At 48.7% G+C, this 23,987-nt stretch carries 25 protein-coding genes; all 25 read left to right on the top strand.

Going from position 1 to position 23,987, the window contains the following annotated elements; translation table 11 throughout:
- The first annotated feature begins 67 nt into the window (after positions 1-67).
- Positions 68-844 (top strand): cytochrome c, encoded by a 777-nt coding sequence (locus OXH39_02065; protein MCY3549217.1) that lies wholly within the window; start codon positions 68-70, stop codon positions 842-844.
- A 1-nt stretch (position 845) separates the two neighbouring features.
- The gene (locus OXH39_02060; protein MCY3549216.1) at positions 846-2,564 is read left to right on the top strand and encodes a c-type cytochrome; all 1,719 of its coding nucleotides are present in this window, start codon (positions 846-848) and stop codon (positions 2,562-2,564) included.
- Between the two features lie 184 nt (positions 2,565-2,748).
- Positions 2,749-3,525: a carboxypeptidase regulatory-like domain-containing protein gene (locus tag OXH39_02055; protein MCY3549215.1), complete on the top strand. Its 777-nt coding sequence runs from the start codon at positions 2,749-2,751 to the stop codon at positions 3,523-3,525.
- A 36-nt stretch (positions 3,526-3,561) separates the two neighbouring features.
- Positions 3,562-4,536 carry an ABC transporter ATP-binding protein gene (locus OXH39_02050; protein MCY3549214.1) on the top strand — a complete coding sequence of 325 codons (975 nt, stop codon included), beginning with the start codon at positions 3,562-3,564 and terminating at the stop codon, positions 4,534-4,536.
- A 96-nt stretch (positions 4,537-4,632) separates the two neighbouring features.
- A complete protein-coding gene (locus OXH39_02045) occupies positions 4,633-5,403 on the top strand; it encodes an ABC transporter permease (GenBank protein MCY3549213.1) in 771 nt (256 codons plus the stop codon).
- A 72-nt stretch (positions 5,404-5,475) separates the two neighbouring features.
- Positions 5,476-6,141, top strand: a complete 666-nt coding sequence (gene coxB, locus OXH39_02040) for a cytochrome c oxidase subunit II (protein MCY3549212.1) — start codon at positions 5,476-5,478, stop codon at positions 6,139-6,141.
- 20 nt (positions 6,142-6,161) lie between these two features.
- Positions 6,162-7,982 carry a cbb3-type cytochrome c oxidase subunit I gene (locus OXH39_02035; protein MCY3549211.1) on the top strand — a complete coding sequence of 607 codons (1,821 nt, stop codon included), beginning with the start codon at positions 6,162-6,164 and terminating at the stop codon, positions 7,980-7,982.
- 17 nt (positions 7,983-7,999) lie between these two features.
- Complete coding sequence (locus tag OXH39_02030; protein MCY3549210.1) at positions 8,000-9,085, top strand: COX15/CtaA family protein; 1,086 nt, start codon at positions 8,000-8,002, stop codon at positions 9,083-9,085.
- 125 nt (positions 9,086-9,210) lie between these two features.
- Positions 9,211-10,134, top strand: a complete 924-nt coding sequence (gene cyoE / locus OXH39_02025; protein ID MCY3549209.1) for a heme o synthase — start codon at positions 9,211-9,213, stop codon at positions 10,132-10,134.
- Positions 10,135-10,225: 91 nt separating this feature from the next.
- Complete coding sequence (locus OXH39_02020; protein ID MCY3549208.1) at positions 10,226-10,468, top strand: hypothetical protein; 243 nt, start codon at positions 10,226-10,228, stop codon at positions 10,466-10,468.
- A complete protein-coding gene (locus OXH39_02015; GenBank protein MCY3549207.1) occupies positions 10,465-11,067 on the top strand; it encodes a cytochrome c oxidase subunit 3 in 603 nt (200 codons plus the stop codon). Before OXH39_02020 ends, OXH39_02015 begins: the two co-directional genes overlap by 4 nt.
- A gap of 29 nt (positions 11,068-11,096) precedes the next feature.
- Complete coding sequence (locus OXH39_02010; protein ID MCY3549206.1) at positions 11,097-11,369, top strand: hypothetical protein; 273 nt, start codon at positions 11,097-11,099, stop codon at positions 11,367-11,369.
- A 104-nt stretch (positions 11,370-11,473) separates the two neighbouring features.
- Positions 11,474-12,124, top strand: coding sequence for a cytochrome c oxidase subunit 3 (locus tag OXH39_02005; protein ID MCY3549205.1), 651 nt, complete (start codon positions 11,474-11,476; stop codon positions 12,122-12,124).
- A 12-nt stretch (positions 12,125-12,136) separates the two neighbouring features.
- Entirely contained in the window at positions 12,137-12,472 is a 336-nt protein-coding gene (locus OXH39_02000; GenBank protein MCY3549204.1) for a cytochrome C oxidase subunit IV family protein, read from the top strand.
- Positions 12,473-12,603: 131 nt separating this feature from the next.
- Entirely contained in the window at positions 12,604-13,242 is a 639-nt protein-coding gene (locus tag OXH39_01995; GenBank protein ID MCY3549203.1) for an SCO family protein, read from the top strand.
- On the top strand, positions 13,239-13,508 hold the full coding sequence (locus OXH39_01990) for a hypothetical protein (protein ID MCY3549202.1): 270 nt from the start codon (positions 13,239-13,241) through the stop codon (positions 13,506-13,508). The genes OXH39_01995 and OXH39_01990 overlap by 4 nt, the downstream gene beginning before the upstream one ends.
- A gap of 127 nt (positions 13,509-13,635) precedes the next feature.
- The gene (locus OXH39_01985) at positions 13,636-15,543 is read left to right on the top strand and encodes a universal stress protein (protein MCY3549201.1); all 1,908 of its coding nucleotides are present in this window, start codon (positions 13,636-13,638) and stop codon (positions 15,541-15,543) included.
- 134 nt (positions 15,544-15,677) lie between these two features.
- On the top strand, positions 15,678-15,890 hold the full coding sequence (locus tag OXH39_01980) for a hypothetical protein (protein MCY3549200.1): 213 nt from the start codon (positions 15,678-15,680) through the stop codon (positions 15,888-15,890).
- Between the two features lie 69 nt (positions 15,891-15,959).
- On the top strand, positions 15,960-16,943 hold the full coding sequence (locus OXH39_01975; protein MCY3549199.1) for a site-specific DNA-methyltransferase: 984 nt from the start codon (positions 15,960-15,962) through the stop codon (positions 16,941-16,943).
- Positions 16,944-16,963: 20 nt separating this feature from the next.
- On the top strand, positions 16,964-17,527 hold the full coding sequence (locus OXH39_01970) for a BglII/BstYI family type II restriction endonuclease (protein MCY3549198.1): 564 nt from the start codon (positions 16,964-16,966) through the stop codon (positions 17,525-17,527).
- A gap of 45 nt (positions 17,528-17,572) precedes the next feature.
- Positions 17,573-18,001, top strand: coding sequence for a hypothetical protein (locus tag OXH39_01965; GenBank protein ID MCY3549197.1), 429 nt, complete (start codon positions 17,573-17,575; stop codon positions 17,999-18,001).
- Between the two features lie 175 nt (positions 18,002-18,176).
- Positions 18,177-19,445: a PQQ-binding-like beta-propeller repeat protein gene (locus OXH39_01960; protein ID MCY3549196.1), complete on the top strand. Its 1,269-nt coding sequence runs from the start codon at positions 18,177-18,179 to the stop codon at positions 19,443-19,445.
- Entirely contained in the window at positions 19,442-20,323 is an 882-nt protein-coding gene (locus OXH39_01955) for a P-loop NTPase (protein MCY3549195.1), read from the top strand. Before OXH39_01960 ends, OXH39_01955 begins: the two co-directional genes overlap by 4 nt.
- Before the next feature lie 10 nt (positions 20,324-20,333).
- The gene (locus tag OXH39_01950; protein MCY3549194.1) at positions 20,334-20,864 is read left to right on the top strand and encodes a PCP reductase family protein; all 531 of its coding nucleotides are present in this window, start codon (positions 20,334-20,336) and stop codon (positions 20,862-20,864) included.
- A gap of 766 nt (positions 20,865-21,630) precedes the next feature.
- Positions 21,631-23,853, top strand: a complete 2,223-nt coding sequence (locus tag OXH39_01945) for a lamin tail domain-containing protein (protein ID MCY3549193.1) — start codon at positions 21,631-21,633, stop codon at positions 23,851-23,853.
- Positions 23,854-23,987 lie beyond the last annotated feature (134 nt).

Below are 23,987 nucleotides of genomic sequence, written 5' to 3'. Positions count from 1 at the left end.
CTTGAATTAACCAAAAGCCTGCCTGAAACGAAGTGGAAGGCAGAGCAGAAACTTAATAATTAAAAATATGAAAAGATTGTCGCTCTTCACAATATGTCTCATAATTCTGGTCGGTTCTTGGATCTTCCTGCGATTTATTATTGGGAATATCATCTCAGTGCCGATACCGGCAAGCGTGATTGCGATGTATATGGGGTTGATTCTACTCGCTGTCTTGGTGCATATCTCTGTTGAGGATTCACTGTTTCGCGAGTTTCTGCGCCCCATCCGTGAAACGCTCGTTGATAACAATCGCCGTGTCCGCCGCCGCGTTATCGCTGTGTTGATTCCGCTTTTTCTGCTCGGTTATACCTATTCGATTATTGCCCAGCGGGCAAACCCCCCTGGAAGCCCGCGTGACGCGCACCCTTCGCCGCCGCTTGAATTGACTTATAAAGATGAGGTCATTGGCACGATGCAAGATGTCGTGAACCCCTTCCGGCATTACGAAAAAGATGATCCGGAAGCGTTCAAAGCGCATGTTGAAAACGGTAGACGTGTCTATCATCAGAATTGCTTTCCGTGCCATGGAGATCATCTTGATGGGCAAGGACATTTCGCACCATATCTCCAGCCGCTCCCTGCTAATTTCCAAGACCCGGGAATTATTCCGAACTTCCAAGAATCTTTCTTCTTTTGGCGAATAGCAAAAGGCGGCCCGGGATTACCTGCATCGGGAACGCCGTGGGATTCGGCAATGCCTATCTGGGAAGACTCCTTAACAAAAGACGAAATTTGGGATGTCATCCTTTTTCTGTCTGACTACACCGGTTATCAATTCCGTACCTTTGGGGAGGCACACTAAGATGAGAAAAAAGAATGTAGTCCTCCTGATGCTGGTTTTAGGAATACTATGTGTTCTTACGTTGGGACGCGCGCAAAACGCTCCCGAAGCGTCCGAAAAAGGAAAAGCGGTTTACGAGAATAGCTGCGCGCACTGCCACGGTACTGAAGGTAGAGGCGACGGTTCCGCGGCTGAGAACCTTCTTCCGAAACCGAGGGATTTCACACGCGGTTTGTATAAAATCCGGTCTACGGAAGCTGGAGAACTCCCAACAGATCAAGACCTATTTGACATTATCACCGAAGGGATGCCCGGTTCATCTATGCCGGGATGGGAAACTGCCTTAAGTGCGAATGATCGTTGGGAAGTAGTCGCCTACATCAAAACTTTCTACGATGGCTTTAAGGAAGCTGAAGCACCGCCAAAGCAGATTAACCTGTCTGGGAAAATTTCTTACTCTGAGCAGAGCGTGGAAACCGGAAAAGAACTTTACATCGAACTCGGTTGTGTGGAATGCCATGGAAACATCGGAAGAGGGGATGGCACCTCTGCACCGGACCTGACCGATGAGTGGGGATTCCAGACGTGGCCGGCAAATCTGGCACAGGGTTGGAATTACCGAGGCGGCGCTGATGTCGAAGACATCTTCAAGCGCTTCATCGGCGGAATTGCCGGTTCACCTATGCCAGCTTTTGAAGGCGATACCTTTCCAGGCTTCGGACTGACATCTGAGGAATCCAGTCGCATGATCGAATTAGACAACAAAGATGAAATGACGGAGGCTGAGGAAGAGGAATCCGCGCAGCTTTACGAGAAATACGATGCTGCTGTTGACATGGCGCTCAATCTTGCAGAAGGTACAGAACTTACAGCTGCAGAAAAACAGATGTATGATGATGCGATGAAGGTTGTTTATGAAAAGAGTTGGCATTTAGCGAACTACGTGAAATCTCTTTCGCCTGAGAAACGTCCTGAATCGGCAATTGGGAATAACGTGCTCCGAGCACAATACGTTCAAGGTGCGTTACCGCCAATGGATGATGCTGCATGGGAAACGCTTCAATCTCGGTATTTCCCCCTTGTCGGACAGGTCGTCATTGAGCCTCGCCAGTTTAACCCGACAATTGATTCCGTAAATGTCAAATCGTTTTACAATGACACAGAGGTCGCGTTCCTCTTTACGTGGGATGACCGCACACACACGGTTGGCGACGAAACGGATGAAGAAACCGGGAAAACCCTTGAGGACGCATTGGCGATTCAATTTCCGGTGAAGGTGCCGCAAGGTCCGACCGCACCGAAACCCTATTTCTTATGGGGTGGTAGGTTACCGGTCTATCTGTGGCATTGGAAAGCCTCCGCACCTGAGCAGGTGACAGAGTTGACTGCTAAGGGAATCAACAATGCCGAAGTTCAAGAAGCACAAGGCGAACTCCAAGTACAGAGTGCCTACACAGATGGACAATACAAATTGTGGGTGAAACGTGCCTTAAAGACCGATGATAAGAAGGATTTGCAGCTTGAACCCGATGTCTTTGTCCCAATCGCTTTCTCTGCATGGGATGGCGCGAACGGTGATGTTGACACAAAACGGGTGATGACAAGCTGGTATACTTTTGTCCTTGAACCTGTTCCATCTTCAAGACGGTTCGTTTATCCGCCTTTGATTGCAATTCTCTCTCTCGGCTTGCTTTTCGGTTTAAGGGCAGTCGTACAGCGGAGAAATTCGGAAGAAGTATAAAAATATAGAAACACCTGCTGGTAGGCGCGCTTTGGAAGCGCGCCGATTGATGGTGTATCATTGATTATAAAGATCTATTATCTTCAGTTATCAGCACTCAGTTCAAAAGATACCTAAGCTAAATCGAAAGGCTCTTTAACTGAAAACTGACAACCGATAACTGATAACTATTAAAGGAGAAAAAATGAAAACCTATTTGTTGACAAGTTTCACGGTATTTCTCGCGTGTTGCTATGCCGGTGGTGCCTTCGCGGCTGACTCCGGTTCAGGAGACATGGAAATGTTGGTGTTTCCTAAAGCGTATAAAGCTAAGGCTGTTAACAATGGCGGCACAATTAGCGGCGTAGTCAAGTTTGAAGGGGACGTGCCTGAAAAGAAAGCACTGGAAATCACCAAAGACGAGAAGGTTTGTGGTGCTGACGAAAAATTTGATGAATCACTGGTCGTCGGTGAAGGCAACGTTCTAAAAAATACGATTGTCTATCTAATTGACATTTCGGAAGGTAAAGATTTTGACAAAGCAGCCAAACCGGAAATTGATCAGGATGGTTGCAAATTCACACCACATGTGCAGATCGTTCCAGTCGGTGCTCGGTTGACGATGCTGAATTCGGATAAGATTATGCACAATGTCCATATCTTCAGTAGCAATCCAGTTAACAAACCGCAGTCGAAAAACCGCCGAAGAATGCCCCTCAAAGCGGTGAAGAAGGCGGAGGGTCCCGTCTCAGTCAAATGCGACATTCACGGATGGATGTCGGCTTGGATTGCCTACGTACCGCATCCCTATTTTGCCGTGACGAACGAAAAAGGTGAGTTCACGCTTGAAGATGTCCCAGCAGGCGACTACAAACTCGGCTATTGGCATGAAGCATGTGGTACTAACAACGAGGCACCTGTCGCTGTTACTGTAGCAGCTGGCGGCACTGTCACGCAAGATTTCACATTGAAACTGAAGTAGCCATCAGCGGTCAGCGGTCAGCAAGAGGGTTTCCTTGTGGTAGACACAGAGATTTTGAATTCCGTAACTACTGAAGGTTTCCGACAACTGACAACTGACAGTCGAATTAAGATAGAGAATCTTTCGCACGCCTATCGAACACGGCGCGCACTCGACAATGTCAGTTTTGATGTGTCATGCGGTGAGATTTTTGGACTCCTCGGACCGAATGGGAGTGGCAAAACAACACTTTTTCGTATCCTGTCTACGCTGATGCCGGTAACATCTGGCAGCGTTCGTATCCTCGGACACGATTTAGCGACCGAGGTAAAAGCGATTCGGCACCTCTTGGGTGTTGTTTTTCAACAGCCAGGGTTGGATGCGAAACTCACGGTCGTTGAGAATTTACGACACCAGGGACATCTTTATGGTCTCGCTGGTAAAACGCTGCGCTCCCGAATTTCGGAACTGCTTGAGCATTTTGGGCTCGCGGACAGAGCAACCGAACGTGTGGAAATTCTATCTGGCGGTTTGCAAAGACGCGTTGAAATTGCGAAAGCCGTGCTGCATTCGCCTCGCATTCTGCTCCTTGATGAGCCGACGAGCGGATTGGATGTAGTAGTGCGTCGGCAACTCAATGACACTCTTGAGGTGCTCGCACGGACGGGAAATATTCTTGTTCTACTCACAACGCATTTACTGGATGATGCCGAAGCATGCGACAGGGTAGGTATTCTGGATACAGGCAAGTTGGTCGCTCTCGGAACACCGAATGAACTCAAGGCACAGGTCGGTGGCGATGTTGTCCTCATAGAGAGCACAAACAGCGGGACACTTGATGCCGCTATTGCTGATCGGTTCGGCGTTTCGACAGTCTTAATGGATAATTGGTTACGCATTGAATGTAAACGTGGGCATCAGTTCGCCCGGGATGTGGTTGCGGCGTTTCCAAATGAGATTCAATCGGTGCGGTTCGGGAAACCGACGTTAGAGGACGTATTCGTAAAGTTGACAGGAAACCCATTCGTATAGAGGAATGGCTATCGGCTGTCAGCCATCAGTTGAAAGAAGGCTCTTCAACACTGAACGCCTCTTTGCTGACTGCTGACTGCTGATTGCTGACTGCTAATGAGACCGATTGCAACGATTTGGTGGCGCGAAATCATCAGGTTTTATCGTCAGCGAAGTCGGCTTTTCAGTGCTATCGCACAACCTTTAGTATTTTGGCTTCTCATCGGAAGTGGTTTGAGTGCCTCTTTTCAACCTTCTGGTGAGGTAGATGGACTTAGTTATATTGCGTATTTTTATCCCGGTATCGTCGTTTTAGTCTTGCTTTTTACGTCTATTTTCGCTACAATTTCTGTGGTGAACGACCGGCGTGAAGGTTTCTTGCAAGGCGTACTCGTCGCGCCTGTACCGAGGTGGCAGCTTGTGCTCGCGCAAGCGTTAGGTGGAACCACGTTAGCACTTTTACAAGGCGTGTTGTTGTTACTCCTCGCACCGATGACCGGCATTCGATTCAGTGTAGCATCGCTCTTTCTCACGCTCGGTGTGATGGCACTTTTGGCGTTTGGCTTGACAAATCTCGGACTACTCATCGCGTGGCGGATGGATTCAACCCAGGGGTTTCATGCGATTATGAATCTCCTGTTGATTCCGATTTGGCTTCTCTCCGGTGCGTTTTTTCCGAGTATAGGCGTACCTGGTTGGTTAGCATGGACAATGAAACTGAATCCGTTAACATACGGACTCGCTGCTTTTCGGCAGAGTCTCTATCTTAACACAGCTACAGCAGTTGGCGAGGGACCCCCGTGGACACTCTCGATGCTGATTACCGGTCTATTTTGTGTATTGACTTACGTGGCGGCAACTTTCACAGCGTCTGCACAAACGAATTAGACTTGTTAGGAACGAAAATCTTACGCGCCTTTCGCTTTTCAACAAGCGGAGCGCATTATTAAGGAGGACTGGATGCTTCAATGGCTACCAGAGAACGTATCAACGTTTGGGCAAGGCGTTGATAACCTCTTTCACGCTATCTATTGGCTTACCCTTATTGTGTTCGTCCTTGTAATGGGAACCCTCATTGTTTTCTTGATTAAATATCGGCATCAGGAAGGCAAGAGAGCGGCTTACATTGAAGGAAGCACAACGCTGGAAATTGTTTGGACAGCCGTTACAACGGTGATTGTCTTTGTGCTCGCGATGTTCAGTTACCCGCAGTGGAATAATATTAAGTCGCCTACACAATTTCCTGAGAATCCAGATGTTGTTGTCCAGGTCAGTGGAAAGCAGTTTAACTGGGATATGACGTATCCCGGTCCCGATAACGAGTTCGGGACAGATGATGACTTGGACTTAGAAAACGAATTGCATGTGCCGATCAACGCGGTCGTGCATATCCGCTTAACCGCTGAGGATGTCATCCACAGTTTCTTCGTGCCACAGTTACGGCTCAAACAGGATGCTTTGCCCAACCGATTTATCGATGTCTGGTTTGAGGCAACAAAGGCAGGTCGTTATGAAATTCCGTGTGCCGAATTGTGTGGATTTGGACACTCCGGAATGCTCGGGTTCCTCAATGTGCATGCCCAAGATGACTATGATGCCTGGGTACAAGAAAGATGGCCTCAGTAGGCGGAAGGAGGACTATAACAATGCACGATAACGAACATTCGTCACATCATGAAGAAAGTTTTATTCGCAAATACATCTTTTCACTTGACCACAAGATGATCGGTAAGCAGTTCCTCATCTACGGACTGATTATGCTCTTCCTCGGTGGCGGGCTTGCGCTCCTCTTTAGATGGCAACTCGCCTATCCCGAAAGACCATTACCCATCATCGGCGCATCGCAACAGTATCTGGACGAAGGTGAAGTTGTCACCGGTGCTGATAGGATGTGGGAACGGATTTATGAATCTGAAAAAGAGGAATGGCTTGAAGTCAATATGCCGAGTGGGGTCGTCGAGCCAGCATTTTACAACATGCTGTTCACGATGCATGCCACTATTATGGTGTTCTTCGTCGTGGTCCCTATCTTGGTGGGTGCCTTCGGAAATTTCCTAATTCCGTTGATGATCGGTACACGGGACATGGCGTTTCCTATCCTGAACATGCTCTCCTTTTGGCTTGCAGTCCTCGCTGCGATTATCATGACAGTCGGGTTCTTTGTCCCCGGCGGACACGCAGCTGCTGGATGGACAGGCTACGCGCCTCTCTCTTCTGACCCGCAGTGGACAGGTGTTGACTGGGGGCAAAACCTTTGGGCAATTAGTCTGCTGATTCAAGGATTTTCCTCCTTGGTGGGGTCTATTAACTATATCACCACGATTATCAATATGCGTGCGCCCGGAATGACGTTTTTCCGACTGCCGTTAGTCATTTGGTCGCTTTTCATTGTTGCGATTCTCTTGCTACTTGCGTTCCCTGTGCTTTCTTCGGCACTCGCGCTTCTCATCTTTGATAGGCTTGCGGGAACAACTTTCTTTACCGCTACGGCGGAAGGTGGCGGTGATCCGCTCTTGTGGCAACATCTCTTCTGGTTCTTTGGACACCCTGAAGTCTATATCCTTATCTTGCCGGGGATGGGCATTGCCTCCGAATTGGTGGCTGTCTTTTCACGGAAACCGATCTTCGGATACCGTTCTATGGTTTACGCCATGATCGCCATCGCGTTTTTGGGTTGGATCGTCTGGGGACACCACATGTTCCAGAGTGGCATGCAGCCCGGTCTCGGTTCTATATTCATGACGACAACGATGCTCATTGCGGTGCCATCAGCCATCAAGACGTTTAACTGGCTTGGGACAATGTTCCGCGGTTCAATCCGATTTACAACGCCGATGCTTCACGCGATTGCTTTTGTTTCGATGTTTGTGATTGGTGGACTCAGCGGTATCTATATGGCAAATACGCCGGTGGACATCTTCATCCACGATACCTATTACATTGTCGCACACATCCACTATGTTGTGTTCGGTGGAAGTCTGTTCGCTATGTTCGGTGGCATCATCTTCTGGTTTCCGAAGATGTATGGTCGCCACATGAACGATGTACTCTCGAAGATTCATTTTTGGTTGACGTTCATCGCTTTCAACTGCACCTTCTTCCCGATGCATATTCTCGGTGTAGGCGGACACATGCGGCGAATCTCCAACCCGATGCAGTATGAATTTTTGCAGCAGTTTGAGGGTATGAACATCTTTATTACGATGAGTGCGTTTACCCTCGGCTTCGCACAATTGATACTGGTCTTTAACTTCTTCTGGAGTATGTACCGCGGCAAAGTCGCCGAGAAAAACCCTTGGCATGTAAATACGTTGGAGTGGGAGGCACCTACACCGGTGCCGCACGGCAATTTCGGTCAAATCCCGACTGTTTACCGGGGTCCTTATGAATATAGTGTACCTGGTGAGGAATCGGATTGGATTCCGCAGGCAGAACCTGAACACGCCCCCGCGACAAGCGGCGATTAACAGAGGTAGATGGAAGGATGGAAGAGAAGATTGGAAGGATGGAAGAGAAGAAGGGGGGACACCCCATCTTCCAATCTTCCAACCTTCCACCCAATTATAGCCCATGGCTGCACAGAACGGCACGCCTCACTGCAGGTGTGACATTCTTGTTGATTGTCATCGGTGGAATTGTCACGAGTACGGAGTCCGGATTGGCTGTGCCCGATTGGCCAACGACCTTCGGGTATAACATGTTTCTCTATCCGTTGTCGGAGATGGTAGGCGGTATCCTATATGAGCATAGCCATCGGCTTATGGGATCTCTTGTTGGACTCTTGACAGTCGGTCTCTTTATCTTCGCTTTGGTGAGAGATTCCCGTAAGTGGTTGAAATGGCTTGGACTCATTGCACTTGTCGCTGTTATTGTTCAGGGTGTTCTTGGTGGACTTCGGGTTACGCAGATTAACCGCAACTTCGCGATCGTGCATGCCTGTCTGGCGCAGGCGTTTTTTGCACTGCTCTGTGGGATTGCTTGGTTCACCTCTCGTGATTGGTGGCAAAACGGGAGTCAGTCGTCAGCCGTCAGCCATCAGCAAGAAGGTTTTGTGGAGTCCGAAATCGTTTCTAACAACTACAACGATGGTAGCCGAAAGCCGAAAGCCGATAGCCATCTTGAAGCACAGAAGCTGCGGCGGTTAAGTCTGATTACGACGTGTCTTATTTATCTGCAGCTCATCTTTGGCGCGATTTTACGGCATACCGGCAGTAGGCTTGATGCGCATCTTCTTTTTGCCTTTTTGGTTGCGCTGCATATCTTTTTGTTGGCGAGACGTATCCTTGGGACAGACGATGAAACACAGAGGATTGCTCCGTCAACGGCATTCTTGTTGTTGGGGCTGCTTGCTGTTCAGTTGATGCTCGGCACAGGGGCGTTTTTCGCGAAACTGACCGCTTTCGGAGAAACATTCGCAACCGCGCTCACAGTGACAATTACCACAGCGCACGTTGCGGTCGGTGCCCTCATGTTAGTAAGTAGTTTTGTGCTTACTTTAAAAATCTACCGGTTTACTGATGCATCGGTAGCTGTTGAGGCACCCGTGAGTGATGTGTTAGTCACAGAATGAGACAGGCACCCTGAGGACGTTTGTAGTAGTGCGATTCATCGCACGTTCTGAAGGTGCATACAGTGGGCAATAAATTACCCTACTACGAACCAATGGAACGGTCACCAGATTTAATAGTGTAAAAAATGCGTTCAACAACTGCAACCTTACCAGACAACACAGACGCGGTAAACCCACCGTCGAAGCAGACGGTTTTTGTGCATCGCGCTGCTGATTATGTCGAACTTGTCAAACCGCGATTGGTTGTGATGATACTCATTACAACTGCGGCGGGTTTTTATCTCGGTGCCCAGACCGTGGATTGGCTCCGATGCCTGCATACACTTATCGGCGCGGGGTTGACAGCAGCGGGTGTATTAGGTCTCAACCAATACTTGGAACGCGATGTAGACGCACAGATGAAACGGACGCAGGAAAGACCCTTGCCTGATGGCAGAATGAATCCGTTGGAGGCACTCCTCGTTGGTGCTGTGCTTACAGGGGGCGGAATGTTGTATCTGACGTTTATGGTCAATGTGCTAAGCGGGTTTGTTATTTCGCTGATAGTCGTCAGTTATCTGTTTCTCTATACGCCGCTTAAGCGGAAGACTTCGTTGTGTACCCTCATCGGTGCGGTGCCGGGGGCGCTTCCACCTGTCGTTGGATGGGTTGCGGCAAGAGGTTCGCTGACAGGTGAAGCGTGGGTGTTATTTACGATACTCTTTTTGTGGCAGATACCTCACTCACTCGCAATAGCCTATATCTATCGCGAAGATTACGCGAAAGCGGGTTTCCGTCTGTTACCGGTTATTCATCCAGACGGTGCGAGTACATGTCGTCAAATTGTGATTAATTGCGTCGCACTCCTTGGGGTTGGCTTGTTGCCTGCACTGTATAACATTGCCGGTAGTATCTATTTCTTTACAGCACTGCTGGCAGGTGCAGGGTTTTTGGCAGTCGGTATCTATTTGGCTCGTGCGCGCTCGGTGAAGGCGGCACGCTATCTCTTATACGCTTCGTTGCTTTATTTGCCGTTGGTGTTCATTACCATGGCGTTGGATAAAATTTAGGGATTGGTGCTATTTGGGCATTTGTCGAATTGGGTTGTCTTAGAGGAACTTACGGTCGGAACCGTTTTGGACCCGACCCATTGGAGCGTTCATGAATACGCTGGAGGATCGTAAGCGAAATCGCCGTCTTGGACTTGTCTTGTGTCTACTGTTTGCCGGATTGTTTGCCATCGTAACGGCAGCGATTGTTACAGGCAGCAAAGCACCTAAGTCTGTTGAGAGTGTTGTCGGCAGTCTTATCGTCCCTGTTTTGGGTATTATCGGATTGTTACTAATTATCGTGGCGGTCGTTGAGATTGTTCTTCGGATTTTGAGAAACAGAAAGCGTCAATGATGGAAACCCAGAATAACTCTGAAATACACGAGTCCACCCGATCACCTTTGAGCAACGCACGCTTGGGAATCTTAATCTTACTCGGTGCGGAGACGATGCTATTTTCAGGTTTGATCGGGACATTTCTCGTGTTTCGGGTTGGAAACGTTACTTGGCCCCCGCCATCACATATCGGGATTGAGTTGCCGCGTGCAGTGACTGGCATCAATACGGCACTGCTGCTATTGAGCGGTTACACGATGTTTCAAGCGCGCCGTGCGATTCAGAAGGATTTGGTGAAGCAGCTCCACAAATGGCTTCTGCTCACGGGGGTCCTTGGACTTCTCTTCCTTGGAATACAGGGGAGCGAGTGGGTGCAGCTGATTCGTAAGGGGCTTACGCTTCAGTCTGGGGTCTACGGTGGCATCTTTTACGTACTGATTGGGTGCCATGCGGTTCATGTGTTGAGTGCTGTTATATGGTTGTTCATCGTTTTTGGGATGGCGTTGAAAGGACGTTTCTCCGCTGCGCGTTACGTCGGCGTTGATACCTGTACAATCTATTGGATTTTTGTTGTCGCGCTCTGGCCAATTCTCTACGTTTTAGTGTATCTCTCGTGAACCTGAAAATTGTGGAAGGAACTGTTGGGATGTATAGATTTTTTTGGTGGGCTTTCGTTTTGATATTTGTCATGCTCATGGTACCGACATATCTTGAAGCGTGTCCCGCTTGTAAAACACTTGATGACCCGATCGGTAAAGGTTTTAATTGGAGTATCCTGTTTATGATAGCGATGCCCTTTACTGTTTTCGGTATCATCGGCGGTACGATTTTTTTACAATGGAATGGTTATCGGTTATCGGTTATCGGTGGTCAGTTAAAGAAAGAATTTCTACGCATCAGAAATCACCTTAACCGATAGCTCTCACTGCGAGGCAAACTGATAACTAATAGAACTTACGCACTTCATCGGTAAGTGCGGTTTCAAACCGCACCTACTTGTAGACAGAAAGGAGTTTAAATATAGTGGAACACGCTACCACTTCGGATCATATTGAAGATGTATATGAACCTTCGCTTACGCCAGACAGTCTCGGTAAGCTTGGCATGTGGATTTTCCTCGTCGGGGATACCATGTCGTTTGGGGCGTTGTTGGCGGCTTATGCTGCTGTCCGGGCAGGGGCAGGTGTAATCGGTTGGGTGCCGCCAGACGAGATTCTCGGCATCAACCTAACCGCAGCAATGACGTTCCTGTTGATATGCAGTAGCGTCACGATGGTGAAAGCACTGGAATCGATTCAAAACGGCAATGTTTCACGCATGTGCACGTTTTTAGGGTTGACAATTGCTGGGGGAGTCATTTTCCTTGGATTGCAGGCTTATGAATGGTATCATCTGATTACCCACGGATTGACGCTTACCGGTATTCCCGACCACGGGTTATCAGGTGCAGCGATTAGCGGTTCGACGCTTTTTGGTCCCATGTTCTATGCCATCACAGGTTTCCACGGGATGCACGTGACCGGTGGTGTTATCTATCTCATTGTTATCTTAATACATGGCTTGCGTGGTAGATATACGGCTGAGTTTAACCATGAGGTAGAGATCGTTGGACTCTATTGGCATTTCGTTGACCTTATCTGGATTATGGTCTTCACCTTCATCTATCTACTGTAGGAGGATATGAAAATGGCAGGAAACGGGCACAAAGAGCATCCAAAATATATGAATATTTTTTGGTGGCTTGCAGGGCTAACCATTGTTGAGATTGCTGTGGCGATACCGGACTACTCGACCGTCTTGAAAGCGATACTCCTAATCGGTCTTGCTTGTGGGAAAGCTATCTTGGTCGCTAACTATTTCATGCATCTAAAGTTTGAAAGGAAAACGTTGGCGATTATTGTGATAACGCCTTTTCTTATCTGTGTTCTTCTCGTGTTTGCGCTGATGCCCGACCTCACATCAGATACGCGGCACGAAGGGATAGAGAAACCGGCAGAAGTTGTTGATACGTCGGTTCACTAAAAAGGGTAAGCACGAGGCATTACCCCTACAGTAAGGGTAGGCACGAGGCATTACAAAGGGTAAGCACGAGGCATTACCCCTACAGTAAGGGTAGGCACGAGGCACTACCCCTACAGTGTAGGTTCGCAAACATGGAAGCACAGAACGACAGTTCTAACAAGGCTGAACGGCGACTTGATAAAAGCACTCTGATTTGGGTGGTGCTGGGTGTTATCATTGTTGGCATCGCGGGTATCAATTTATGGTCGGTGTTTGACACCAAATCGGAGGTGCCAGTTTCTAAAAGTGCCGTTGTCAGTGTGCCGGATTTCAGTCTAACTGACCAGCGGGGACAGATGTTAGGACTGTCGGATATGAAGGGCAAAATCTGGGTGGCGGACTTTATCTTTACTAACTGCCCGACGATTTGTCCGGCGATGACGCAGGAGATGGCACGCCTTCAATCCGAATTTGTCGCAGATCCGGTCTATTTCGTTTCTTTTTCTGTGGATCCGGAACGGGATACGTCGGCTGTACTTTCACGCTATGCGAAGGCTTATGGTGCTGACGAAAGACGTTGGCACTTTCTTACTGGGGACAAGGGGCATATCTATCAGTTAGCTGAAGAGGGGTTCAGTTTAGCCGCGGGACACAAAGGTACTGAATTACTTCATAGCACACGGTTTGTTCTTGTTGCACCGGATGGAAACATCTACGGTTACTACGATAGTCGGAGTAAACCCGCGCTGCTGCGTCTACGGCGGGATGTTAACGCGCTTCTCAAGCAATGAAAGATCCGAACCTCTTAATCTCCGTCGTGGCTTTTGTGATTCACTTCGCATTCGGGTTTTTTCGTGGGCGGTTTAAGAGATTCAGCCGTCCGTGGAGTAGGTGCCTCTATATTCCGATCGTTATTAACATCGTTGTGCGGCGTTTTGTGCTCGGCTGGGGCTGGCAAACAGCAATGGTTTACTTATGGCCAGCGACACTGATTGCGCATATACTTGGCGGTTTTCTGGGGGTTCGCTACAAACCGGATGAACAGGATGAACTGTAGAGATAAAGGTTGGGTGCCCTAACCCGAAAGACCGAAACCGTAGCCCGTAACGTAGCGGAGGGCGACTCTTGGGGAAGGCGCGTGAAATACGAAACCTACGTTGTTCTCACGCAAGGAAAATTAAAAAATGATCAAAAAGATTTATGTACCCGTTGACAATTCGGACTACTCGGATGCGAGTATCGCCTTAGCGGTCGCGTTCGCGAGGCAGTTCGGGTCCCAATTGGTCGGTTCGCACGTCTATGCCGCAAAGATGCACGATGTCCGCTTTAAGCAGATGGAATACACCCTACCAGAGGAGTATCAGGATGAGGTCGAACTTGAAAAGCAACGCCGCATCCACGATACCCTTATTACGATGGGACTGCAACTGATCTCCGATTCCTATCTGGAGGTTATGAAGGAGAAGTGCACCGAGTTTAACATCCCGTTTGAAGCGAAAATGCCGGAGGGCAAGCACTACATAAAACTCGTTGAGGATATTGAGGAAAACGACTACGATCTGGTGATTATGGGGGCACTCGGCATGGGTGCTGTCAAGGATAGCCTCATCGGTGGTGTCTGTGAACGCGTTGTCCGTCGTATCCATACGGATACGCTCGTCGTCCGAGACCTCGATCCGATTGAGGAACATGACGGAAATATCCTCGTCGGAATTGATGGAAGTCCTGAATCTTTTTCCGGGTTGAAAACGGCGATCCAACTCGGACGTAAGTTCAACAAACAGGTCGAAGCCGTCGGGGTCTACGATCCGTATCTCCACTACATTGTCTTCAATTCCGTTGTGAATGTGCTGACAGAACGCGCCGCGAGGACCTTCAGATTTAAAGAGCAGGAACAGCTCCACGAGGAAGTGATTGACACAGGATTGGCGAAAATTTATCAATCACACTTAGAGGTTGCACGCTCTATTGCCAAAGAGGAACACGACTACGCACTAAAAATTACACTGCTCGATGGAAAAGGCTATGAAAAGATCCTACAATACACCCGAAAAACAAATCCTTGGCTCCTCGTTTTAGGCAGAATTGGCGTTCACAGTGAACAGGATACGGACATCGGTAGCACTGCCGAGAACCTGTTGCGCCTTGCCCCTTGCAATGTTCTCTTATCGAGCCAGCGTTACTTCCCACAGATTGATGTAAAGGCAGAAGAGACACTTGTCTGGACTCAGGAAGCGTTGGATAGAATGGAAAAAGCCCCGCCTCTCGTGCGCGGTATCGCCAAGACAGCCGTTCATCGGTTTGCGATTGAGCGTGGTCATTCCGTCATTACAGAGAGCGTCATTGACATGGCGATGGAAGCGATTATGCCGCAACGTGCTTCTGAAAAGCTGACGCGCGTCGCGAAAGAGATCGCGGAGCAGAAGGTGCTGGAGTCAGATGCCGTACAAACATACATCTGCGGCGAGTGTGGTTATGCCGCACACAATCAGCAGCCTGTTCAGTGTCCCGTCTGTAGTTCGGAGCCGGAACGGTTCCAGATGGTGGATAAAAATTCGTTGGATCACATCGCTGTAGACGAAGGCGGTGCGGAAGAAGAAGAGACATTCGACGGGGTGCGACTCCAATGGTCAGAGGAATCCAAAAAGGCACTGCGGCGTGTTCCGCGCGGTTATATGCGTCGAAACGTCAAGGCACGAATTGAGAAGTCCGCACGTTCCCAAAAGATTGGCACTATCACGAATGCCTTCGCAACAGAGATTATCAACGACAGCATGGGTGAAGCGGCTGCGGTTCGTGAAGATGCACCGGAACTTAGGGAGGTGCAGGCACAGGCTCCTGACTCCCAAAACGCTGAAGCCGTTCAAGGTTTTGAAAGCCCCGTACAGTGGACAGAAGAGGCGATCGAACGTTTGAATTTAGTTCCTGCTGGGTTCATGCGGAATATCACCCAAACCCGGATTGAACAGCGCGCACAGGAGAACAATATCACCCAAGTTACGCTCGATTTCGCCGCACGGGTCATTGAGGATGGCAGAAGTCTCGCCAATGAGGTGCTTGGTGAATATTATCAGCAGCCGAATCAGGACTGATATTCTCTAAATCACTTGTTAATCTATATTGAGTAATTTTCCTTGAATTTTTGTGTAGGATATGGTATCCTTTTGTATATCTGCTACGTGAAGGTCCGAAAAGAAAAAGTCCAAAAGAAGACTCCTTGTGCAAGATGAAAACAAAGACAAACGATCAAGGAATAGACATCATGTTTCAACGTATCAGAGATACCCTCAAGAGAGAAGAACGACTTATCGTTAAGGCGAAAGATGAGGTCTACAAAGAGATCGAAGATTGGGATCAACGTAGAAAGCAAGCCGAGGCGCGAGGCGAACCATTCACGGAACCACCACCGGCATCGCGAAAAAAGCCATCCGAAAAATAGTGTTATGACTCCAGAGAGTCACCAACCTCCATAACTGGCGACTCTCTTTTTCTGTTTTGGGAGATTTACATGGGATCCCAAGATTCTCACGTTGAAACAGTTGAAGTTGAGACGGGTATTTTCGACACACCACGTCAGATTACGGTTTCAAATACCTATAACACCGATGTGGACGTTGTCCTGTTTAATGGGGATTGTAGCGAGCTGCTAAAGGGCGTTCCGTCAAGTTCGGTGGATTTAGTCATCACATCTCCCCCGTACAACATAGGCAAAAAATACGAGAAAAAAACATCCTTAGCGTCATATCTAAAAGATATGGAGCCTGTAATTGCGGAAATAGAACGAGTGCTTGCTGCGACTGGAAGTCTCTGTTGGCAGGTTGGAAATTACGTCCAGAAGGGGGAGGTATTTCCGCTTGATATTTACTTTTATGAGATTTTCAAACGTTTTGGATTAAAATTGCGGAATCGCATCATCTGGCGGTTTAATCACGGATTGCACTGCACAAAGCGGTTCTCAGGTCGATATGAAACTATTTTGTGGTTTACGAAGAATGACGAATATGTTTTCAATCTTGATCCGGTACGCGTTCCCGCAAAATACCCAGGCAAGCGACATTTCAAAGGGCCGAAACGCGGTCAACTTTCAGGAAACCCGCTTGGCAAAAATCCGTCTGATATTTGGGATGTGGTTAAACAGGATTGGGAAGATGAAGTTTGGGATATTCCAAACGTAAAAGCGAACCATCCAGAGAAAACCGAGCACCCTTGCCAGTTTCCCGTCGAGTTGGTCCAGCGATGCGTCTTAGCACTTACAGAACCTGAAGGGATTGTTTTAGACCCATATTGTGGTGTTGGATCAACTATCATTGCTGCCTTGCAGTATAATCGAAAAGCGATCGCTGCTGAACAAGATTCAAAGTATGTGGCTATTACTCGTGAGAGACTACAGAAATTTGCACAGGGAACATTACCTCTTCGCCCCTTGGGAAAACCTATTCACAAACCAACGGAAAAAGAAAGTGCGGCACAGATGCCTTTGGAATGGAAATAGATTGAGAAAGTCGAATAATCATGATTATTGCTGCCGAGTACTCATTCAACAATGGGTATTCCATTCAAAAGACACACCCGTACCTGTTACAAGAGGTGAAGGATATTATTGCTGTTGTTGATGCCTCGCTCTACAAAATTAAAGAAAGCAAAGAACTCACGATGCCGGGCAAAAAGTTGTATAGTCCTCCCGACCTTAATCGCTCTTTTGCCCAAGGTTTTGGATCCAAAGGATGGCAGAAGAAACGTGTAACGTGTCACTATTCAACAGACTACTACAGTTCTGGATATTCACCTAAACAAATGCGTCCGGCATACCGAGAAATGGACTTTCTGAAAGAACGTCTTGGAGTGGAGGTTCAGTTTGGAAAATACGCATTTATGGTCTACAATGTGTGTGCAAAAATGACTATTTTTCGCAACTTGGGCTACATTGATGCTGGCGTTGAGATTGTCCCAGTGAAATCTTTTGCTGATGATATGTCTACCGGTGTCTCATATTTTGAGCAATTCGTGTGGGATTTAGAACAGCGGGGAGTCGCTGATATTGATATCCCTGTCCTCATTTTTGGTATTGATGTTTAGATAGCTGCAATTGTTGATTGAGTAATTAAAACGGAGAGGTAAATAATGAGTGATATTCCAGCGGTCACATTCCAAATTCTCGGTCCAAATGAGGGCGTTGCAGAAGGTTCACATCGAGGTTTATGGTTTAAGGTGCAGTCAGATCCGCCCCCGCCGAATAATCTTGTCGTTGGCGTGAAGGTGCGTTCATCTAATGGTGAGGTTCAGCAGTCCGGGACTATCATGATTCTGAAACGTGAAAGCCATTCCGCGGATTTGTTTTATAAGACGGTGGAAGGTAAGCTTGATGTATGGCTGGAAATCGAACCTTTTGATTCTCTTGCCGAACTGGAGTTTCCTATTTTCACAAACGAAGGGTATGTTGTAGAGGCGGGACATGAATTTTTGGAATATAGCGTCGGCGACTTGTCGAAAATAGTTCCTTACGAGTGGAATGGACATGATCGAGGATTGTGGACGGATGAGAACCGTTGAAGGATAACAGGCGGCGGTCAGCAATCAGCAGTCAGCAAGAAATTGGAATGGAAGGTGGGAAGGATAGAAGGGAGGAAGGGAAAAAAGAATCTTCCAGTCTTCCAATCTTCCAACCAAACGCTGAAAGCCGAAAGCGATTCCGTATTTGAGTAGATTTTATCGAGGAGGGATCACCATGAAATATATACTAAGAAATACACTAACACTGCTACTTGGGGTGTTTATCCTTGTGGGGTCTTTGTCTGCTGAAAATTGGCACCAGTGGCGCGGCCCAAACAACGACGGCATCAGCCACGAGACCGATGTACCTATCCAGTGGAGTCAAACTGAAAATGTTAAGTGGCGTTTACCGCTCCCCGGTGAGGCTGCCTCTACCCCTGTTATCTGGGAAGACAAGATTTTTCTCACTTCGGCTGAGGGGAATGCCCTCGTTCTGATGTGCATTAGCACTGAGGGTGAAGAACTTTGGAAACAGACTGTAGGGCATGGTAACCGAAGCGTCCGCGGCGGTGAAGGCAATTCTGCTGCACCCTCGCCAGTAACTGATGGGGAGCATGTCTGGGCATTCCTTGGAACTGGGGACCTTGTCTGCTACGATTTCGATGGAAATCAGGTCTGGCATACCAATCTCGCTGAGCGTTACGGTAGCTTCAACCTCTATTTCGTTATGTCTACGACACCGCTGGTTGACAAGGACCGACTTTACATTCACCTCATCCATAGTAATGCATGGCTTGTGCTGGCTCTCGACAAAATGACGGGCAAAGAGATTTGGAAACATAAGCGCGAAAGTGATGCGACCGATGAATGTGAACAGGCTTATACCTCTCCGATTCTCTATCGCGATGCGGAACGTGAATACCTTGTTGTCCACGGTGCGGATTATGTCACTGCCCACAGTCTTGAAGATGGTAGCGAAATCTGGCGATGTGGCGGTTTGAATCCGGTGATGGGGTATAATCCGTCCCTTCGGTTCGTCGCTTCTCCGGTTGCGACAGAGGGGCTTATCGTCGTTCCGTCGGCGAAAAACGGACCTGTTTTGGGCATTGATCCCGCTGCAAAAGGCGATATAACTGATAGCAAATGGCAACTTTGGAAACTTCGACAGGGGACACCGGATGTTCCCTCCCCGGTTATTCAGGATGGCTTGGTTTATCTCTGTCGAGAGCGGGGTGATCTGATATGTCTTGATGCCGAGACTGGAGAACAACTCTATCGCGAGCGGACGCATCGACACCGACATCGTGCCTCGCCTGTGTATGCGAACGGACACATCTATCTAACGTCTCGTGACGGCATTGTCAACGTTGTAAAAACGGGACGTGCGTTTGAAATCGTCGCCAGCAATTCGTTAGGGGAGGTCATCGCTGCATCTCCTGCTATCTCAAACGGGGTACTCTATTTGCGCAGCTACCAAGCACTCTATGCGATCGGCAAGAAATGAAAACTTACAAAGAACTGCCGAACGATGCTGGCTCCAACATTATTGGGCAGGTCACAGCGCAAGCGGACCGGGTTCAGAAACGGCTTGCCTCCGTCAAACATACTGTTGCCGTTATGAGTGGGAAAGGTGGGGTCGGCAAGAGTGTCCTCACGGCTAATCTCGCTACTGCCCTCACGCTGAAAGGTAACACTGTCGGGGTTGTGGACGCTGACATCAACGGACCGACGCTTGCCAAGATGATGGGAGTCCGAAACGCGACGCTGGAGTACATATCTGCTGGTGTTAAGCCTGCGGTTACGGTACTCGGCACCAAGCTTATCTCTATGGACTTACTCTTGGCGGAAGACGATGCGCCGGTGCTCTGGAACGCGTATACCCAAAAGGACGCGTTCACATGGCGTAGCACAATGGAGGTCGGCGCGCTCCGAGAGTTTATCGCTGACACCGAATGGGGCGAGTTGGATTACCTCCTGCTTGATCTGCCACCCGGCAGTGATCGACTTCCAAATGTGGCGGAGCTCATCCCGAACCTCGGTGGTGTAGTCGTTGTGACAATTCCGTCTGAGGTATCGCAGCTGGTCGTCAAAAAATCGATAACCTTGGCGAGAGATGTGCTCAAGGTCCCAATCATCGGTGTTGTCGAGAATATGGCTTTCTATGTCTGTCAACACTGCGGCGAAGAGGAGCCGCTCTTTTCCGCTGATGAGACACTGGACGCTGCGTTCCAACAGGTCATCCTCGGTAGTATCCCTTTTGATCCGAGACTTGCACGTTGTAGTGACACCGGAACCCCTTATATTGACGAATATCCAGATACGCCAGCAAGCGCAGCACTCATGCAAGTTGGTGAAAAGATTCAAGCGTTTTTTGAGAACTAAAGGAGAAAAAATGAAGTTCCTGTGCATAGACTGTGATACGGCGATGAAGTTTAAAGACGTTACCCGTCCGGAACAAGGCTCTGTGACAGCACTTTTTGAATGCCCTGACTGCTTCACAGAGATCGCCATGTACCTCAATCCGTCGGAGACCCAGATGCTGAAGTCTTTGGATCTCAAACTCGGTGGTAACAACGAAGCAGCGCAGCCGATGCAGCTGGTGCGTTCACAGCTGGAAACAGCGAAAGACAATGTGATGCCTAATGAGGTTTCTCCAGAGACGGGTTCAGGTGAAACCGCTGAGGGTGGTAAGTGCCCCTTTACTGGCGTTATCTCCGAGGCGTTTCAGGAAACTTCTGAACCGACCGAACCAACGGGTCCCGTCTGGTCGGCGGAGGCACTTGAACGTTTGGAACGGATTCCGGCGTTTGTTCGTCCTATGGCGAAGATGGGGATTGAGAGTTTTGCGAAAGAAAACGGACATGACGAGATTACAGGCGAAATCATGGATGCCGCCCGTGGAAACTTCCCCGCCCAGTTCTAATGTCTATTTCCTCTGAAATCCGTAGGGATGCAGAGGTCTCCCAAATGCCTGCTGGCGAGGATTGTATCCTCGCCTCGTGATTTTTTATGGACTCTCCCGAATTAATACCGAACTAAACTATCTTCTCCTACCCTATACAACAGGCACTTGTTGATGCTTGGAGCTTGGCCCCATTAGGGATGTTGTGTTTATAGAGTCCGTGAAATTCGATTGAGGGTGTGTGAGGTTTTTGACACCAAATAGATCAAAGCATCTTCTACGTGGTTCTGACATAGCACTCCGCTGGAGTGTGAGAGGGTTCCGTTTCTTGTCTATAGATATATTGCTCCGCTGGAGCAAAGAGGAATCCCTCTTGACAGGTCAAGGGTCTCCTCACGCCAGAGGCGTGATATGTCTATAGACAGGCATCGGAATGCCAAAAACACAGCACTCCAGCGGAGTGCTATGTCTTAGGGTACCTCTCGGGGACGCTGCCAAAATATTTATACACCCTTAGAATCCGCAACCTCTGTGAAACCTGCAGTAACGCGTAATTCAGACAAGACACACCACGCTCGATCTTCCGCTTTATCCCCGTTTGTTTATAGCACTTTTTTGTAACGTCCTTGAGGAAAATGACGTTATTTTGTTAGGAAGAAAATTTTAAAAATTCGCGGTGTTTTGCTTGGGCATTTTTTGAAAGTTACATCTAAGAAAAAAGGTCGGCCAGATCAAAAGTTAAAATATATTCCTGAGCTTGAATTTGTCTGAAGGAGGAAGATGACGAATGTTCTTTAATAAATTGAGATATCCGTTGGTTTTGGTGGTGTTATTCGTTGCTGGGCTTGCCTTCGTTGCAACACCCGCAACTGAAGCTGTGACACCAGTCCTGTCAGTGCCAGATGAGTTAACAGCTGACCCAGATACCGCGGACACAGAAGGTATCCAAGTATACGGCATCAGAGCCGAATCTGTTTCTTTTGAGTTAACCATTACGTTTGGGGATGGCAGCAATCCGCCTATGCCGACTCCAGTAACTGGCTTTGATGCTACTGATATTGAATTGTTTGCTTTTGATGTGAATGAGAATTCTGTTCAACGCGGAGCAGCAGCGGATGCGGTTCATTCCAACGCTGCAGGCAGTGTGTACACGACAACAATCACTGCCGGAGGTAGGGTCAATAGTGTCATTATACGAATACCAGCGGCAGCCGCCAACACTATTCTTAGCCCACAACAGGTAAGAGATAGTGTTAACGCGACCCCAAGTGACGCGGCGACTCCACTAGAAGTCGAAATAATTCGGAGTGCGGCACCCCCACTCACGCTGTCTCCTGATAAATCTATTGGGGGCAATGCTCCGTTTACGGTGACGCTCACCTCAACGACTGCAATTACACTGACAGAAGCTGATATCAAAGTTACTGACGGATTTATCCCAACGAACGGTATCACATCTGATGCCGCAAAAAGGGTTTGGACGGTGACAATTCATCCCGGTGCCGGTGTAACGCAGGTAACGGTGGAACCTTCTGCTACCGGGGCGTATATCTTTTCAAAAGGCACGTTTACCGTTGATACAACCGGACCTGTCGCGAGGATTACACCGATACCCGTGGGAGGCGGTGTGTATAGCGTAACTATCGCCTTCGATGAGCCCCTGCAGGCGGGGGCGACGCTAATTGCCAGTGAGATTAGCGTCATCGGTGCCTCGATCGGTGTGCTCAGCCCGATCCCTGCTACGAGCAGTTACGTCGCAACGCTCATTCCTGATTCCGGTGCTACAACGGTGACCGTGCAGATCAAGGCGGGGGCTGTAGCAGACGCGGGCGGGGTGCCAAACGCAGCAACGCCTTCCCCGGCACATACCTTCCAAATTGCTGCAACCGGTACGCCCCCAGGAACAGGAACTGCACCAAGACGCGGAAGTGTCAGAGAACTTACCGGTGGTAAAGTGACGATTAGTGAGATCATGTTCGCTACTGCTGGTGGCACACGTGACATCCAATGGATTGAACTTTTCAATAGTTCTGAGACCGAAGCCGTTGCATTAGATGCTGATACCGGATGGGAGCTGATTATTAAAAACTACAACGATCCTCGCTCAAGTGAAGAACCCCGGTCCGGAACAATTAATTTTAAGGATAGCGGTGACGTAAAAACTATCTCCCCGAATCAGTCAGTGCTAATTGTCTCATCGAGTGGCAGAAATTCTGATAGTAATCACTTCGTACTTACCCGCGTCTTCAGCGTCTACTCAGAACTCCGTGCTGAATTTGGGATGAACTCTGGGCGAGATCCCTTCTTGAACCCGACTGAGGGATTCCATATCAAGCTCGTCGATGGAAGGGGGAACGACTCCGATGAAGTTGGCAACCTTGATGGGAGAATCCGGACCGCCGATGAACCGGCGTGGACATTACCTGACGGTTGGACAGAAGACGATGATCGCACCTCGATTCTCCGTCGGTATCGCAGAGGCACAGAACGCGATGGCACCCGGCAAGATGGATGGATCCGCGCAGCAGACACCGATTTCTCGTGGATATCGAGAAAAAGAGTGACCAGAAACGGAAGAAGCCTTGAAACTTGGTACGGCAGTGTATCCGATTACGGTAGCCCCGGCTTCCGAGCAGGACACGCCCTCCCTGTTGAACTCTCACACTTCCGTCCGGAACGCACCGAGAGCGGCGCAATTGTCATCCAGTGGACGACCCAATCTGAGGTGGACAATGCAGGGTTCAATATCCTGCGGAGTCAAACGAAGACGGGTGAATTCAAGGTCGTCAACGCGCAGCTGATTCCGGGAGCTGGTACAAAAGCGGAAAGTACTACCTACACTTGGACGGACACCACGGCGAAACCGAATGTCGTCTATTATTACCAGATTGAAGACGTATCCTTCGCGGGTGAGCATCAGACGTTGGCGACAGTCCGCTTGAAAGGGTTTGTTTCCGCTAAAGGTAAGCTTGCTACGCAGTGGGGCGTATTGAAACAATCACGTGACTAATCCATGAAGAGTAACACTTAATAATCCCTGAGATAACAACGGGCAGTGCCCAATAGGGCATTGCCCGTTTTCTTTTTTGTTTTGCTGGATTCGGTGGGTGCGGTTTCCTAACTGTATCATAGGGGTCAATTTAG

Source organism: Candidatus Poribacteria bacterium (assembly GCA_026702755.1).
Classification (GTDB): Bacteria; Poribacteria; WGA-4E; order WGA-4E; family WGA-3G; genus WGA-3G.
This window is presented reverse-complemented; position numbering and strand designations above follow the sequence as displayed.